The sequence below is a fragment of the Streptomyces sp. NPDC058371 genome (genome assembly GCF_042723265.1).
In the GTDB taxonomy this organism is placed as follows: Bacteria; Actinomycetota; Actinomycetes; order Streptomycetales; family Streptomycetaceae; genus Streptomyces.
In genome coordinates this window covers 816,558-832,557 of sequence record NZ_JBHXJC010000001.1, presented here as the reverse complement: position 1 = coordinate 832,557, position 16,000 = coordinate 816,558, and the positions used below count along the sequence as shown (strand labels likewise).

Sequence of the window (16,000 nt, the reverse complement as noted above, 5' to 3'; positions counted from 1 at the left end):
CAATTGCCGCAGGCGTGCGGTGGCGCGTGAGTCCGTGCCGTTCTCGGCACGGAGAGCACCGGTCCCGTGGCCCCGGCACTCCGTTCTCGGTACGCAGAGCGCCGGGCCCGCGGCCCCGGCGCAGTTGACGCCACGTCGGCAGTCACGGGGTGCGCCCCTCTCGCGGAGTTGACGCCACGCCGGCCGACCTGGCGTGCGCGCCGCCGACACGCGCCCCGGTCGAGGCCCGCGTCCCCGCGGGGCGGTGCGCCGGCCGGTAGTGGTGGACGTCCACGCCCGTCCCTGCCGTCCGAACGCCGGCCGCCTCCGTCCGCAGGACCGGGCCCCGGCTGCGTCTCACCGGGAGCGGCGCCCGGTCTCGCGGCGGGCAGCGGCCGGAGTGCGCCGCTCGCCCGGACGGAGGAGCGTGGTGACTCAGGAGGAGTGTTCATGGGCGTGACCGTGTCCCGGCGCCGGGACGGCGAGGAGCGGGGCTGGCTGCGCGGCGCGCCGCCGCCACGCTGGGTGCGCGGACTCCCCGTCCTCCTGCTGGCGGGGGTCTGCGTCGCGGAGCTCGTCAGCCACCGGCCGCTGGACATCGGCTTCCTGCTGGGTGCCATTCCGTCGCTGGCCGTGCTCTCGTACGGGCCCCTGGCGACCGCGGCCTTCGGCTGTGTCGTCGTCGTCCTGCTGAACCTCCCGGCGCTGCACCTGAACCACCCCGGCAACACCGACCTGCTGACCATCGCCTTCGTCGCGGCCCTGAGCGTCTTCGTGTCCCTGGTACGCAGCCGGCGCGACGCCCACCTGGTCTCGGTGCGCACCGTCGCGGAGGCCGCCCAGCTCGCCGTCCTGCCACCCCTGCCCGAGCGGATCGGACCGGTGCGCTGCGCCGGCCTGTACCGGGCGGCCCAGCGCGGCACGCTGGTCGGTGGGGACTTCTTCGAGGTGCGCGCCGGCCCCTGCGGCGTACGGGCCGTGATGGGGGACGTACAGGGGCACGGGCTCTCGGCCGTCGGTACGGTCGCCTCGCTGCTCGGGGCGTTCCGGGAGGCGGTGCTCGACGAACGGAACCTGGAGGCGGCGGCCGCCCGGCTCGAACGCAGACTGGTCGTGGACTCGAGCGCGACCGAGCACGCCGAGCTGTTCGCGACCGCCCTGCTCATGGAGTTCTCCAGGGATGCCGCCACGGTGCGGATCGTGTCCTGCGGGCACCCGCCTCCCCTGCTGATGCGGGACGGCGAGGTCATCGAACTCGAGGTCGAGCCGGGCGCCCCCATCGGCCTCGGCCTCTTCGACGTCTCTCCGCCGAAGGAGCGCACCGTCCCGCTGCGGCACGGCGACCGGCTGTTCCTGGCCTCCGACGGAGTGACCGAGGGCCGGAACCGGAGCGGCGCCTTTTATCCCCTGCCCGAACGCCTGGTCAAGTTCGGCGACGAGGAGTCGGCGGCCCTCACCGACCGGGTGTGGGAGGACCTCGTACGGTTCTGCACCACGGTGCGTGACGACGTGACGATGCTGGTCCTCACCCCGCAGCCGGAGAGCGACCCGTAAGGACTCCGAGCCGGACAGGACGTATCCATGACGGCCGTGTGCGCCTGCCGTGAGCGTTCCGGGGCATACGGACGCCGATGGGGAGGAGAAGTGTCATGTATCTGGCACGTGGATCGACTGCCGATCCCGAGGCGTGGCTGTGGGCGCTGGCCGCGCTCGCGCTGTACGTCCTGATCAGCTTCTGGCTGCAGTACCGGGCACGCGCCCGGCGCGGTTCCAGGCATCCGGCCAGTGACGCCCTGCACGACCTCAAGGACCGCGAGGACCGTCAGCCGGCTCCGAAGTACTTCGTCAGCCTCCTGATCATGTTCGGCGGAGGAGCAGTCGTAGGCCTGGTCGCCTACACCACGTCCGGTGTGCTGCGCGTGGTGGCCGTCGTGCTCAGCGCCGTGGTGGCGGTGAGCGCGTGGGCGTACTACGACCACCGCACGGAGCGGCGCATCCCGCAGGACACCTGAGGCCAGGAGCCCGTAGCCACGGAGGCGGAGGGAAGAAAGGGGGGGGGGGCCCGGCCGGGGCCTCCTCACGTCGTGCCGTCGCGCGCGGGGATCACGGGCCCGGGCCGGGGTCCGGTCGCACGGCCTCGGTGATTCCGGCGCGGGCCGCCTCGAGCTGGGCGGCGAACGCGATGCCGAGGAAGAGCGCGACCCCGGTCAGGTTGGCCCACAGCAGCAGGGCGACGAACGCGGTCAGGGGGCCGTACACGGCACCGAAGGAACCGCTCTCGGCGACGTAGAGGGCGAGCAGCCAGGTGGCCACGACCCACAGGACCAGATGGACGGCCGAGCCGAACGCGAGCCAGGTGTAGCCGGGTTGGTCCCGGCGAGGGGCCCAGCGGAAGATCACCGCCGAGGCGATCCAGGCGAGCGCCACGCCCAGCGGTATCCGGAGCGCGCCCCACCAGTCGAGCGCGTCGCTGGACCACCCCAGCGCATCCACCACCGAGTCACCCACGGCCTCCCCCGCGACGAGGACGAGGAACCCCAGGACCATGGGCATACCGGCGGCGAGGGCGAGCAGCAGGGACCGGCCGTACTTCAGCAGGAACGGCCGGTCGCGCTCGATGCCGTAGATCCGGTTGGCCCCGCGTTCGACCTGCCCCATCGCCGAGGCCAGGTTGAGCACCGCGAATCCGAGGCCCACCCACATGGCGACGGCGTTCCAGATCCCGGCGCCGGCGCTGCGCTCCGTCCCCGCCAGCGCGTCCTCGACGAGGTCGGCACTGGCGCCGGGCACGATACGGCTGAGGGTGAGCTCGATGATCCGGCCGACGCTCTCGGTGTGCACGGTGGTGGCCACGCCGACCAGGGCGATGGTGAACGGCACCATGCCCAGGACCACTTGGAAGCCGAGCGAGCGTGCGTTGGTGAAGCCGTCCGCGTAGCGGAAGCGGGAGAACGCGTCGACGAGAAGCCGGCGCCCTCCGTAGTGGCGCAGCGCGGTCAGCGCCTCGTCGCCGGAGAGCTCGTCCCCGATCATGTCCCGGGTCTGCGGGACGTGCACAGCGGTGCCCATGGCGTGCGTCTCCTCTTTCGTTCGTCCGGCGGCGGCGCGCGGGCCGCCCGCCGGCGGACACGGCCCGGACTACCTTCTCCCCAGGCTCGGCGGATTCAGCCGCCCGCGCGGGCGATCGGCACCGCGATCGGCGGCGCGACGACCGCCGCACCGGCCGCGTCCGGGTGGTCGTCCGCCGACGCGCAGGAGGAACGGCCGCGTGATTGGCTGCGGTTCATGCAGACATGGTCAGGACGCCCCTATCCGCTCGGCGCCTCCTACGACGGCTCCGGCACGAACTTCGCCCTGTTCTCGGAGTGCGCCGAGAGGGTGGAACTCTGTCTGATCGACGACGCAGGCCACGAGCGGCGGATCACGCTGCCGGAGGCCGACGGCGGGGTCTGGCACGGCTACCTGCCGGACGTGGGTCCAGGTCAGCGCTACGGCTACCGCGTCCACGGCCCCTGGCGACCCGCCGAGGGTCTGCGCTGCAACCCGGCGAAGCTGCTCCTCGACCCGTACGCCACCGCCGTGGACGGTCAGATCGACGGTGACCCCTCGCTGACCGGGCACCGCCCCGACGATCCCGGCCGGCCCGACGAACGCGACAGCCTGGGCCATGTCGCGCTGGGCGTCGTCACCGACCGTCGCTACGACTGGGAGGGCGACCGGTCACCCGAGCGGCCGTATCACCAGTCGGTGATCTACGAGGCCCACGTCAGGGGAATGACCCGGCTGCACCCGGACGTGCCCGAGGAGATCCGCGGCACCTACGCGGGTCTGGCGCACCCGGCCGTCGTGGACCATCTGCTACAGCTCGGTGTCACGGCACTGGAGCTGATGCCGGTGCACCAGTTCACCCAGGACGGCTTCCTCACGGACAAGGGCCTGTCGAACTACTGGGGTTACAACACCATCGGCTTCTTCGCCCCGCACAACGCCTACTCCTCGGCCGGCAGCCGCGGCGGCCAGGTCGACGAGTTCAAGTCGATGGTCAAGGCGCTGCACCGGGCGGGCATCGAGGTCATCCTCGACGTCGTCTACAACCACACCGCCGAGGGCAACGAGAACGGGCCGACCCTGTCGTTCCGCGGTATCGACAACCCCTCCTACTACCGGCTCGTGGACGACGATCCGGCGCACTACTTCGACACCACCGGGACCGGCAACAGCCTGCTGATGCGCCATCCCAACGTCCTTCAACTGATCATGGATTCGCTGCGGTACTGGGTCACCGAGATGCATGTCGACGGCTTCCGTTTCGACCTCGCGGCGACCCTGGCGCGCCAGTTCCACGAGGTCGACCGGCTGTCCGCGTTCTTCGACGTGGTCCAGCAGGACCCGGTGATCAGCCGCGTCAAGCTGATCGCCGAGCCCTGGGACATCGGTGACGGCGGCTACCAGGTCGGCAACTTCCCCGCGCTGTGGAGCGAATGGAACGGCCGGTACCGCGACACCGTGCGGGGCTTCTGGCGGGGCGACGACCACACCGTCGCCGAACTGGCCGGGCGTCTGCTCGGCTCCTCCGACCTGTACCAGCGCGACCGGCGCCGACCGCGCGCGGGCGTCAACTTCGTTGTCGCGCACGACGGTTTCACCCTCCGGGACCTCGTCTCGTACAACGACCGCCACAACGAGGCGAACGGTGAGGACGGCCACGACGGAGAGAGCGACAACCGCTCCTTCAACTGCGGTGCCGAGGGACCGACCGACGACGCGGAGATCCTGCGGTTGCGCGCCCGCCAGCAACGCAACCTGCTGACCACGCTGCTGCTGTCGCAGGGCGTACCGATGATCGCCCACGGCGACGAGCTCGGCCGCACCCAGGACGGCAACAACAACGCCTACTGCCAGGACAGCGAACTCTCCTGGATGAACTGGGACCTGGACGAGGAACGCCGTGGTCTGCTCGCCTATGCCCAAAGGATCGTGGCGCTGCGCCGCGAGCATCCCGTGCTGCGCAGGCGCCGCTTTCTGCGCGGGCCGGCGGAGGGCACTCCGCCCGAGCGCGCGGACGTGGTGTGGCTGCGGCCCGACGCGGACATCATGGCGGACGGGGACTGGCAGCGCGGCGACGCCCACGCGCTGGGAGTCTATCTGTGCGGTGACGAGATCGGCGAACGCGGGCCGGAGGGCGAGCGGTTGAGCGACGACTCGTTCCTCGTCCTGTTCAACGCCTGGCACGAGCCGGTGGAGTTCCGGCTGCCGCCCTCGGCCTTCGGCGAGCTGTGGCGGGTCGTGGCCGACACGGCGGACCCGCTGGGCGAGGACTCGGACGAGACGGAGTTCAAGGCAGGCGTACGGCTGACTCTGGAAGCCCGCAGCATGCGCGTCCTCAGTCGCCCCTGCCGCGCCGTGGGCGACTGAACCCCGGCGCACCCCTGGCGCGTCGGCGGGCGCTCAGGTGTCCTCCACCCGGCGCCGGTCCTGCTCGTCCCACTTCGTCGTGTCACGCGGTTCGGCGTACGGCTCCTGCTCCGGCGGATGGCCCCCGGCGACCGCGCGCTGCCGCACGGTCTCCGCGTCGAACTCCAGGCCCAGCAGGATCGCCAGGTTGGTGATCCACAGCCAGACCAGGAACACGATCACGCCCGCCATGGTGCCGTAGGTCTTGTTGTACGAGGCGAAGTTGGCGACGTAGACCGCGAAGCCGGCGGAGGCGATCATCCAGAGGACCAGGGCCAGGAAACTGCCCGGCGTGATCCACCGGAAGCCGCGGACCTTGGCGTTGGGGGTGGCCCAGTACAGGAGCGCGATCATGAGTGTGACCAGGACGACGAGGACGGGCCACTTGGCGATCGACCACACCGTCAGGGCCGTGTCCCCGATGCCCAGAGCGGCACCCGCCTGACGGGCCAGACCGCCCGTGAAGACCACGATCAGCGCGCTGATCACGGCGAGCACCATGAGCACCACGGTCACCCCGACCCGCACCGGGAGGATCTTCCACACCGGACGCCCTTCGGGCATGTCGTAGACGGCGTTGGCGGTCCGGATGAACGCGGCGACGTAGCCCGAGGCCGACCAGACGGCCAGGACCAGACCGAGGACGGCCATGAGCGAGCCGGTGCCGCCGTTGCCCTGCAGCTGGTCGACGGCCCGCGTGATGATGTCCCGCGCGGAGCCCGGGGCGAGCTGTTTCAGGTTGTCCAGGACCTTGTCGGTGGCCGACTCGCCCACGATGCCGAGCAGGGACACGAGCACAAGCAGGGCCGGGAAGAGCGACAGCACGCCGTAGTAGGTCAGGGCGGCCGCCCGGTCGGTCAGCTCGTCGTCCTGGAACTCCCGCAGCGTGCCGCGCAGGGCGGCCCACCAGGACTGCTTCGTCAGCTCCGTGGGCGAGTCCGGCGCCTCGCGCTCGACCTCAGGGCCGGGTCCGTACTGCTCCGGCTCGCCCTGGTCCTTGTCGTGACTCTTCGGAATCGGCGCCATGCCGGTGCGAGTATCCCCGGGCGGCTCAGCTCACACCCCCGGTGCGCCACGTGCGGGACTGTGCGGATGCCCTCAGCCCGCCACTTCCCGCATATGGGGCACCACGTGGGTCAGCCGCAGCACGCCCCAGAGGATCAGGCCCGCCCCGATCGCCTCCGGCACCAGCCACCAGCCGGTACGGATGGTCTCCCCGAACAGGCTCATGCCCAGCAGTAGGCTGACCGTCGCGTCACCGATGGTCAGCGCGGGCTGCGACGCCGCGAGGGAACCCGCCTGAAGCGCGTTCTCCAGCAGGAGGATGGCGCCGACGCCGGTCAGTGCGAACCCGTACGTCTGCCACACCCCGAGGAACGCGTCGAAACCGCTGTGCGCGAGGGTGCCCGTCGCCGACTTCAGCAGCGCGGCGGTCAGGGCATTGCTGACGGCGGACGCCGACCCCAGGACGGCGGCCCGGAAGAGGGGCGGGCGGCCCGGACGGGCGAGCGCGACCGCCACGGCCACCGCGCCCAGGCACAGCACCAGCACCGGGATCCACCGCACCATGCTCGCCTGGTCGCGGGCCCCGCTGGGAGCCGCCGACGCGAGGACCAGGGCGAGCCCGCCGACCACCCCGGCGACGGCCCACCAGCCCGCGCGCGGCAGCCGTCGGTGCAGCAGCGGAATGGCGATCAGCAGGGCGAAGGGGAGCTCCAGGATGAACAGGGGCTGCACCAGCGCGAGCGGTCCGTTCACCAGCGCCAGCGCCTGGAACACCGCGGCGCCCACGACGCCGGCGATGCCGATCAGCCAGGCCGGGCGCCGCGCCAGGTCGAGCAGCAGCCGCAGACCGCCGCCGCGCGCGACGGTGGACGCCGCCTTGCGCTGGAACGCCGTGCCCACGGCGTTGCTGGCGGCCCCCATGACGGCGAACATCGCTGCCAGAAGGATCACCCCTCCACCATGCCCGTCGTCGGCACGCACGGCCTCTGGGGGCGCCCCATCCGTCGGGCCGGCGCCCGCCCCTCCCGTGCCGGAGGCATCCCGGTCGGTGGGGCCCTCAGCGGGCTGCCTGCCCCGAACCGCACGAAATCCACGCTCCCGTCCCCACGCGGACCAACCGATACGCTTCCGCTCTCGGGAGTCAGGCGTGAGGACGGTGGGTCGGTTGGGTGAGCGCCTGGACGGGGCCGGTGCGCCCGGGGTGATCAGGGCCCGCTCGGAAATGGTGGCCGCGGCCGGCCAACGGCCCGAGCGACGGCTGCTGAAGCCCGAGAGCGCGCGCAGCCTGCTGCTGAGTCTGCTCGGCGAGTTCCTGCTGACGTGGGGCCGGCCGGTCTGGGCCGGGTCGGTCATCACCGCGCTCGGGTTGCTGCGATAAACGCCGCGGTCAAATCGGCCGAGGTCGGCTGGATCATGGCCGACCCCGAGTCGCCGGCCGACATCGAGCGGCCGGAGGGCGGCGGGATACGGCAGCAGATCGCCGACGCGATCCCCGGCCAGGAGGAGCAGTACTGGTCCCTCGGCCAGCAGTTCGGCGCGGTGTACGAATCCGGCGCGGTGATCACGGACGGCTCGCCGCTGGTGGCGTCGACGGTCTCCGACTACCGCCCCACCGCCCACCCCGGCGCGCACGCGCCGCACGTATGGCTCGAAAGCCCGACCGGCGGGCGCGTCTCCACCATCGACCCGCCGCACACCCGCTTCGTCGTGCTGGCGCCGGCCGCCGGCCGGGCCTGGGTGGACGCGGCCCGCGAGGTGGCCGCGGCGCACGGCACCGAGATCGGCGGGTTCACCATCGGGGCGGGCGGGGACTACACCGACCCCGGCGGCTCCTGGGCCGAGCTGTACGGCCTCGGCGACACCGGCGTGGTCGTGGTCCGCCCGGACGGACATGTCGCCTTCCGCGCGGCGAGCCTGGAGGCGGACCGGTCGCCGGGCGCCGTACTGGACGAGGTGTTCGGCCGCCTGCTCGGCACGGCGCCCCGCCTTTCCCACTGACTCACGGAGCAGCCATGCAGATCGAACAACGGACGCCGCAGAACACGGCGATCGTGCTCATCGACTACGTCACCGGGTACGCCAACCTGATCAACTCCCACCCACTCACCGAGAACATCACGGGCGGGGTCGCGCTGGCACGGATGGCGCTGGGATACGGAATCCCGCTCGTCGTCTCCCTCGGCCCCGAGAAGGACCCGCGCGGCACGCTGTACCCGCAGCTCGCCGAGGAGATCGGCGACCACCCGCTGGTGCACCGGGGAGGCACCTTCGACGCCTTCGGCCACCCCGGCTTCGAGGCGGCGATCGAGGCCACCGGCGTACGTCATCTGGTGATCGGTGGTCTGACCACCGAGGGCTGCGTGCAGCACACCACGCTGAGCGCTCTGCGCCGCGGTTACGGGGTCACCATCGTCGCCGACGCGGTCGCCGGGCAGACCCGGATCGGACACGACACGGCGCTGCTCCGGCTGCTCCAGCTGGGAGTGACTCCGACCACCTGGCTGTCACTGGCCTCGGAGTTCCAGGTCACCTACGACGACGAGCAGACCGTCGACGTCTTCCGCTCCGTCCAGTCACTGTCGGCCGCCTTCGCGATGAACGGCGCGGCCCTCGACAACGCCCGGCAACTCGGCCCCCTTGAGTGACTCCCCCGGAGCCCTCCCGGCCCCGGGCCCGCCCGTACGACAACCGCCGTGCGGGCGGGCCCGGTGGACTCTCTCCGCGAGACCGGCATGGACAGGGGGCGGCACCTCCACCGGCTCGACGACCCGACCGGCTGCTGCTGCCCACTACTGCTTGACCGCCCCGGCCAACCCGTTGATGAAGAACCGCTGCAGCACGATGAAGATCAGGACAATGGGGAGCAGGGTGATGACCGACCCCGCACACACCAGGGTCCATGCGGTGGAGTTCTGGCCGATGAAGTTGAACATGCCCACCGACAGCGTGTGCAGCTCGGGGTGGGAGAGGGTGAAGACCAGGGGGATGAAGAAGCTGTTCCAGGCGTTGATGCAGGCGAACAGGCCCACGGTCGCCAGCATCGGCCCGGACAGCGGCAGCATGATCCGCCAGAAGATCTGGTGGAAGCTCGCCCCGTCCACGCGCGCCGCGTCCTCCAGACCCCGGTCGATCGTCGTGAAGTAGCCCATGAAGAGGAAGGTGCCGAAGACCATCCCGCCCGCCGACTGGACGATGACCACCGACCAGAGGGTGTTGAGGAGATGGAGCCGCTGGATGAGGTCGAAGACCGGGATGATCGTGTAGCCGTGCGGCAGGAAGAGCGTCACTCCGACCAGGCCCAGCCAGAGCTTCTTGCCGGGGAAGTCGGTACGGGCCAGGACGTAGCCGGCCATGGACGTGGCGAGCAGCGTCACGATGACGGTGCCGGTCGCGAAGAGGACCGTGTTGACGAAGAACCGGCTGAAGTCCGCCTGCGTCCAGGCCTCGCTGTAGTTGGACCAGTGCAACTCGGACGGGATCGGGTTCAGCCCGCCGGAGAAGAAGCCGTCGGTGCTCTTCAGCGAGCTGCCCAGCGCCCACAGGAACGGGTAGAGCCAGATGAGCCCGCCGCCGAGCAGGGCGAGATAGAGCAGGCCGCGCCGGCCCTGGCGCAGGCTCAGCCGCGGACGCGGGGACAGGGTGGACATCGACGAAACCCCTTCACTGGTTGGCGGCCGCGCGCCGTCGGCTGATCTGGCGCAGGGCGAGGACCTGCAGCGCGGAGAAGACGATGAGCAGCAGTCCGTAGAGGAACGAGGCCGCGGAGGCCAGGCCGATGTCGGGCTGGGCGGCGGAGCCCGGGGAACCGCCGAAGGCCAGGTGGTAGATGTACGTGTTGACGACCTCGGTGGCGAAGTACGGGCCGCCGCCGGTGAGGACCTGCACCAGGTCGAAGACCTGGAAGCTGCCGATGAAGGCCAACACGACGATGACGACGCCGACTTGGCGCAGCATCGGGATGGTGATGCGGAAGAAGGACTGGACCGGGCCGCAGCCGTCGAGCTTCGCCGCCTCGTACAGCTCGGCCGGGATGGTCTGCAGTCCGGCGAGGAAGTAGACGAGGTTGTAGCCGAGGGTGTGCCAGATGCCGATCGCGATGATCACGGCCAGGGCGGTGTGCGGGTTGCCGAGCCAGTCGATGTGCCCGTTGGACATCCCGGTCTTGGCGAGCAGACTGCCCGCCGAATCGCCGAAGTTGGCGAGCATGAGCTGGATGACCACGCCGACGACCGCCGCCGAGGTGACCACGGGGATGAAGTAGACGGTCCGGAAGAACAGCGCGAACTTGAGCTTCGGGTTGTTCAGTACGAGGGCCAGCGCCAACGCCAGCACGAGTTGCACCGGGACGAGTACGAACGCGTAGACGAAGGTGTGCTCGACGGCGCCCCAGAAGATGCGGTCGTGCAGGATCTGCCGGAAGTTGGCGAGGCCCACGTAGTCGCCGGGTTCGCCGATCCCGTTCCACCGGTAGAAGGTGTAGCCGAAGGAGGCGAAGATCGGGTAGATCACAAAAGCCAGCAACAGCACGGCCATGGGGGCCAGATAGGCGTACGACCACTTGGCGGCGCGGATTCGGTGCCAGAGGCCGGCCCGCGGAGCGACCGGTGGTGCGGTCCGGGGCGGCCGTGGGCGCTGACGGGTGGCGAGGAGTGACATGGCGGCTGTTCACGCCTTCTTCGTGGTGTACGGTTTGGTGGGATCCCAGTCCGCGAAGACGTAGTCGGACGTGCTGACCTTCTTGCCCTTCTTGGCCACCGCGGCGACCGCGTCGGACAGGAGCTGGAACTTCTTGTCGGCCAGGCTGCTCAACGCGCTCTGCACGTCCTTGATCTGGCCCGTGTAGATGCCGGTCACCACATCGCTGATGTCCGGCTTGGGCGCGCCGGGGGCGACGCCGGCCAGCTCCGGGTTCCGCACGAGGGGCACCGGACCGCGCAGCACCTGCTGGGTCATGCCGACGAAGGCGGCGAAGGGCTTGGAGTCGATGCCGTCCGGGTCGTTGTCCGCGGGGTGGGCCGAGACGCCGTTGAGGTCCTCCACCCAGCGGCGCCCGGCGGCGGGGGACGTCAGCGCGTCCAGCCACTGGAACGCCTCGTGCGCCTTCTTGCTCTTGGCCGAGACCGCGGCGAAGGAGCCGTTGCCGACCGGGTCGGCGTAGTAGTAGCCCTTCGGGTTCGCGGTCGGCGAGGGCAGGGTGACCAGGCTGTAGTCGGTGAACTTGTGCTGGGTCCACTCGGGTTGGTTCCACACGCCCCCGACGGTCATGCCGAACTTGCCGCGCTCGAAGAACGCGCGGGCCGCTTCGTCGGAGAGGCTGACGGAGTTGGGGTGGAAGAAGCCGCGCTTCTTCCACTCGACGAACAGCTCCAGGAAGTCGGTGTACGCCCGGTCGGTGCCGTAAGTCCACTTGCCGACGCGGTAGTCCATGCCGGTGGCGGCGCCGGTGGGAGCGCCGCCGGGTGCGCCGGCGCCGCGCACGAACAGGTCCAGCCACCAGGCGAGGACGCCGATGCCGTCGGCGTTGCCGAAGCCGAGGCCGTACGACTTGCCGCCGCTCTTCTTGGTGATCGTCTGGGCGGCGCTGGTCACGTCGTCCCAGGTCCGCGGTATTTTCACGCTCCCGTCCGGGTTCGTCAGGCCGACGGACTTGAAGACGCCGTGGTGGATGTAGAGCTGGTAGAGCGGACCCGAGCCCTTCAGCGGGGCCGAGTAGACCTTGCCGTCGAAGACGTTGGCGCCTTCGAGGAAGGTGCCCTCGGGGAACCGTGACTGCCACTTGGGCGTCGCCCACTCGTCGAGCGGCTGCAGCCAGCCCTTGGCAACCTGCTCGGCGACGCTGGGTACCTGCGGAATCATGAAGACGTCCGGCGGGTTGCCGCTGCGGTTGGCGAGCGCCACCAGGTCCGGGTACTTGGCGTTCTGCTGGGTGGTCTTCTTGACGCTGACGCCGCTGTGGCCCTTTTCGAAGAGTTCTATCTCGTTGTCGACCCAGGGGGCTTGGGTGACGTACCAGTCCCAGTAGGTGAGCGCGTCCGTCGACGAGGAGGGTGAGCCGGAGCCGCATGCGCTCAGGCCGCCGCCCAGTGCGAGGGTGCCGGCGCCGAAGGCGGCGGTACGCAGCAGGCCGCGTCTGGAGACGTTCGACGAAGTCATCTGGTGTTCCTCCGAGGCGGAGAAGAGGGATGCTGAACGGCATGTAACGTTCACTGAACCGTTTACAGTAACCGGGACGTTAAGGGTGCGTGTCGCGGCCGTCAAGGGGTTCGACGAGGCTTTACGGGGCGATTGTCACGACTGCGGCAAGCCCAAAGATCCCGGCCTCCGCCTGGGCGTAGAGAAACCCTCGCAAGTTGTGTAACTTTTTCATCGGTGTTACTTACATCGGCTGTTCCACCGCGCGAGGAGAAGCAGAGCATGGCTCAAGGTCGGGGTTCCGCAGGCCGGGCGACGATTCGTGACGTGGCGTCGCGCGCAGGCGTGTCCGTCGCCACCGTCTCGCGGATCCTCAGCGGGGCGTACACAGCACCCCCGGCGACGCATGAGCGCGTCATGCAGGCCGTGCACGACCTCGACTACGTGGTCAACGCCAACGCCCGCTCCCTCAGCACCGCTTCCGGAATGGTGGCGATGGTGGTCAACGACATCACCTCGCCGGTCTTCATGAACATCGCCTCCGGAGTGGAGGAGCAGGCCGTCGCCGACGGCCGGGTCTGCCTCGTCTGTTCCACCCAGGGCGTCCCGGAGCGCGAGCTGTCGGTGATCAACCTGATGCGCCAGCGCGGCGCGGAGGCGATCATCCTGGTCGGCGGCATGGCCGAGACCGAGGAACACCTCGCCCAGCTCACCGCCGCCGCGGAGGGGATGGACCGGGCAGGTGCCCGCCTGGTGCTCTGCGGCCGGACGTGGCGGGGCCCGAAGGCGCCGGTGGACGTGGTGGAGTGCGACATGGAGAGCGGCGCCTTCGCCGCCACCAGCCACCTGATCTCCGCCGGCCACACCCGGGTGGCCCACCTGGCGGGCCCGCACGAGTTCAGCGTGGCGGGCCAGCGCCTCGAAGGCTACGAACGGGCGCTGCGCGCGCACGGCATCAAGCCCGATCCGGCGCTGGTCGCCGAGAGCGACATGACACGCGAGTCCGGATACGAAGCGGCCTGCCGGCTGCTCACCGACACCGACGCCACCGCGATCTTCTGCGCCAACGACATGAGCGCCGCCGGCACCATCGCCGCCGCCCGCGACCTGGGCCGCTCGGTCCCCGACGACCTCTCCGTGGTCGGCTTCGACGACATCCCGCTCGCCGAGGACCTCTACCCGCGGCTGACCACGGTGCACGTCCCCCAGCAGGAACTCGGCCGCTCCGCGACCCGCCTCGCGCTGCACCGTCGCCCCACCGATCCGGCGAGCCGCCGTGTGGTGCTCGGCTCGCACGTCGTCGTACGCCAGTCGGTGGCGCCCCCCGCCCGCCTCAACACCGCCGGAAAGGCCGACAGTTGATATCCGAGGACCGGCTCCTCTCCCCGTACACCGGCTGGACGCGTGCGCACTGGGAGGAGCTGGCCGACGCGCAACTGGCCGCCGTCCGCCCGTACGCCACCGACCGGCACGCCCTGCTCCACCTGCCGGGCCCCGCCAGCCGCTCCGGTCGGCACAGCGACGGACTCGAAGGCTTCGCCCGCACTTTCCTGCTCGCCGGCTTCCGCCTGGCCCACTCCGGAGCCACCGACCCGGGCGGCCACGCCGCGTGGTACTCCGAAGGCCTGGCCGCCGGCACCGACCCGCACTCGCCTGAGCGCTGGCCGACCATGCGCGAGTGCGGGCAGGCCAAGGTGGAGTGCGCGTCGGTGGCGATCGCGCTGCACGAGACGCGACGGTGGATCTGGGACCGGCTGGACGACGGCGTACGCCAACGGATCGTCGCCTGGATGACGGACCTGCTCGGCAGCGACGTGCCCGACAACAACTGGGTCTGGTTCCGGGCGATCACCTCGGCGTTCCTGCGCTCGGTCGGCGCCCCGTGGAGCGCGCCCGACATCGACCACGCGATCGCGCGGACGGAGGAGTGGTACGCGGGCGACGGCTGGTACGCCGACGGGGGCGGCTCGTCACGGCACTTCGACTACTACTCGGGCTGGGCCATGCACTACTACCCGCTGTGGTACTGCCGTATCTCGGGCGCCGACGCGGACCCCGCCCTGCTCCCCCGCTACCGCGCCCGGCTGCGCCGCTACCTCGACGACGCCCAGCACCTCGTGGCCGCCGACGGCGCCCCGCTGTACCAGGGCCGCTCCCTCACGTACCGCTACGCGATGCTCTGCCCGCTGTGGACCGGCGCCGTCTTCGACGCCACTCCGCTGCCGGCGGGCCGTACCCGCCGCCTGGCCAGCGGTGTGCTGCGGCACTTCACCGAAGCGGGCTGCTTCGACGGGCGCGGGCTCCAACCGCTGGGCTGGCACGGGGAGTTCCCGGCCATCCGGCAGCCGTACTCCGGCCCCGGCTCGCCGTACTGGTCGAGCAAGGGCTTCGCCGGACTGGTGCTGCCCGCCGAGCACCCGGTGTGGGCGGAGAAGGAGGAGGCGCTGCCGGTCGAGACCCGGGACGTACGGCGGACGCTGACCGCCCCGGGCTGGCTCGTCTCCGGCACGGCCGCGGACGGTGTCGTACGCGTCGTCAACCACGGCAGCGACCACGCCTTCGGCGACGGCGTCGAGGTGGAGGCGGACGACCCGACGTACGCCCGCCTCGCCTACGCCTCCCACGCGGCCCCGGACAGCACGGAGGCGAGCCTCAACGACCCGCTCGACTCGCACATCGCGCTGCTCGACGCCGAAGGGCGCCCTTCCCACCGCCGCCCGCTGACCCGCTTGCACCTCGGTGAGCGCACCGCCGTCTCCCGGCACCGCGCTCACTGGCCGCTCGGCCCCGTACCCGCCCCGTACGCCCACGACCCCGCACCGAGCTTCCGTACGGGTCCATGGATCACGACGGCGTCCGTGCTGAACGGCCCGCTGGAGGTCCGGCTCAGCCGGGTCGACGGCCCGGTTCAGGAACCGCTGCGACTGCGGCTCGGCGGCTACTGTCTGGCCGCCGCCGAGCCGCCGTTCACGCACGAAGGGACCGGGCCCGGCGCCTGGGTGCGCCGCCCGGACGGCCTGTTCAGCACGGTGGTCGCGCTGTGCGGTTTCGACGAGGCGGGCATCGCCACCGCACGGGACGCCAATGCCTTCGGCCCGCACTCGGCAACACCGTGGCTCGCCACGGCTGCGGAGGTCGAACCGGGCACGGTGTACGCCGCGTTGGTGTGCCTCTCCGGAGCGATCGAGGGGTTGGAGGCGGCCGAAGCCGTACGCCTGGAGGTCCGTTACGACAGTGACGGCACCGCGCTCGCCTCCGTCACCTGGCCCGACGGCACCGAGGACACCGTCCGCCTGGAGCCGCCGAGTTGACGAGCGCGCGGGTACGGCGTGGGGGGGGGGGGGGTTGGGGGGGCGGGGGAGGAGGGAAGGGGGCAAGGCCCGCCCCCGCCGCCGCGAGGACGACACACGCCATGAACGCGGCCTGGTAG

15 protein-coding genes are annotated in these 16,000 nt (G+C 71.0%); 8 read left to right on the top strand and 7 right to left on the bottom strand.

Features of this window, described 5'->3' with window-relative positions; genetic code table 11:
• The first annotated feature begins 429 nt into the window (after positions 1-429).
• Complete coding sequence (locus tag ACFWM2_RS03615) at positions 430-1,533, top strand: PP2C family protein-serine/threonine phosphatase (protein WP_383272569.1); 1,104 nt, start codon at positions 430-432, stop codon at positions 1,531-1,533.
• A 95-nt stretch (positions 1,534-1,628) separates the two neighbouring features.
• On the top strand, positions 1,629-1,991 hold the full coding sequence (locus ACFWM2_RS03610) for a hypothetical protein (RefSeq protein WP_383272567.1): 363 nt from the start codon (positions 1,629-1,631) through the stop codon (positions 1,989-1,991).
• Between the two features lie 91 nt (positions 1,992-2,082).
• On the opposite strand, the gene ACFWM2_RS03605 is transcribed toward ACFWM2_RS03610, so the two are convergent.
• Positions 2,083-3,048, bottom strand: coding sequence for a YihY/virulence factor BrkB family protein (locus ACFWM2_RS03605; RefSeq protein ID WP_383272565.1), 966 nt, complete (start codon positions 3,046-3,048; stop codon positions 2,083-2,085).
• A 95-nt stretch (positions 3,049-3,143) separates the two neighbouring features.
• Entirely contained in the window at positions 3,144-3,266 is a 123-nt protein-coding gene (locus tag ACFWM2_RS03600; RefSeq protein WP_383272563.1) for a hypothetical protein, read from the bottom strand.
• On the opposite strand from ACFWM2_RS03600, the gene glgX reads away from it, so the two are divergent.
• On the top strand, positions 3,265-5,394 hold the full coding sequence (glgX, locus tag ACFWM2_RS03595) for a glycogen debranching protein GlgX (RefSeq protein ID WP_383272561.1): 2,130 nt from the start codon (positions 3,265-3,267) through the stop codon (positions 5,392-5,394). The genes ACFWM2_RS03600 and glgX overlap by 2 nt on opposite strands.
• Before the next feature lie 33 nt (positions 5,395-5,427).
• Here glgX and ACFWM2_RS03590 read toward each other — a convergent pair whose 3' ends face one another.
• Both ACFWM2_RS03590 and ACFWM2_RS03585 read right to left on the bottom strand, forming a co-directional pair.
• Positions 5,428-6,459 carry a YihY/virulence factor BrkB family protein gene (locus ACFWM2_RS03590; RefSeq protein WP_383272559.1) on the bottom strand — a complete coding sequence of 344 codons (1,032 nt, stop codon included), beginning with the start codon at positions 6,457-6,459 and terminating at the stop codon, positions 5,428-5,430.
• Between the two features lie 72 nt (positions 6,460-6,531).
• The gene (locus ACFWM2_RS03585; protein ID WP_383272557.1) at positions 6,532-7,389 is read right to left on the bottom strand and encodes a DMT family transporter; all 858 of its coding nucleotides are present in this window, start codon (positions 7,387-7,389) and stop codon (positions 6,532-6,534) included.
• A 214-nt stretch (positions 7,390-7,603) separates the two neighbouring features.
• Here ACFWM2_RS03585 and ACFWM2_RS03580 point away from each other — a divergent pair, with 214 nt between their 5' ends.
• Genes ACFWM2_RS03580 through ACFWM2_RS03570 form a run of 3 tightly spaced genes read left to right on the top strand, consistent with a single transcriptional unit; the run spans position 7,604 to position 9,083 of the window.
• Complete coding sequence (locus ACFWM2_RS03580; protein WP_383272555.1) at positions 7,604-7,816, top strand: hypothetical protein; 213 nt, start codon at positions 7,604-7,606, stop codon at positions 7,814-7,816.
• Positions 7,817-7,851: 35 nt separating this feature from the next.
• Complete coding sequence (locus ACFWM2_RS03575; protein WP_383272553.1) at positions 7,852-8,436, top strand: hypothetical protein; 585 nt, start codon at positions 7,852-7,854, stop codon at positions 8,434-8,436.
• A gap of 14 nt (positions 8,437-8,450) precedes the next feature.
• On the top strand, positions 8,451-9,083 hold the full coding sequence (locus tag ACFWM2_RS03570) for an isochorismatase family protein (protein WP_383272551.1): 633 nt from the start codon (positions 8,451-8,453) through the stop codon (positions 9,081-9,083).
• 144 nt (positions 9,084-9,227) lie between these two features.
• On the opposite strand, the gene ACFWM2_RS03565 is transcribed toward ACFWM2_RS03570, so the two are convergent.
• The 3 genes from ACFWM2_RS03565 to ACFWM2_RS03555 are packed head-to-tail and all read right to left on the bottom strand — an operon-like array spanning position 9,228 to position 12,591.
• The gene (locus ACFWM2_RS03565) at positions 9,228-10,085 is read right to left on the bottom strand and encodes a carbohydrate ABC transporter permease (protein ID WP_383272549.1); all 858 of its coding nucleotides are present in this window, start codon (positions 10,083-10,085) and stop codon (positions 9,228-9,230) included.
• Between the two features lie 13 nt (positions 10,086-10,098).
• Entirely contained in the window at positions 10,099-11,094 is a 996-nt protein-coding gene (locus ACFWM2_RS03560; protein ID WP_383272547.1) for a carbohydrate ABC transporter permease, read from the bottom strand.
• A 9-nt stretch (positions 11,095-11,103) separates the two neighbouring features.
• Positions 11,104-12,591 (bottom strand): ABC transporter substrate-binding protein, encoded by a 1,488-nt coding sequence (locus tag ACFWM2_RS03555; protein ID WP_383272545.1) that lies wholly within the window; start codon positions 12,589-12,591, stop codon positions 11,104-11,106.
• A gap of 306 nt (positions 12,592-12,897) precedes the next feature.
• Between ACFWM2_RS03555 and ACFWM2_RS03550 the strand changes: the two genes are divergently transcribed.
• Positions 12,898-13,932: a LacI family DNA-binding transcriptional regulator gene (locus tag ACFWM2_RS03550; protein ID WP_383272543.1), complete on the top strand. Its 1,035-nt coding sequence runs from the start codon at positions 12,898-12,900 to the stop codon at positions 13,930-13,932.
• Positions 13,929-15,881 carry a DUF2264 domain-containing protein gene (locus ACFWM2_RS03545; protein ID WP_383272541.1) on the top strand — a complete coding sequence of 651 codons (1,953 nt, stop codon included), beginning with the start codon at positions 13,929-13,931 and terminating at the stop codon, positions 15,879-15,881. Before ACFWM2_RS03550 ends, ACFWM2_RS03545 begins: the two co-directional genes overlap by 4 nt.
• The last annotated feature ends 119 nt before the right edge of the window (positions 15,882-16,000 follow it).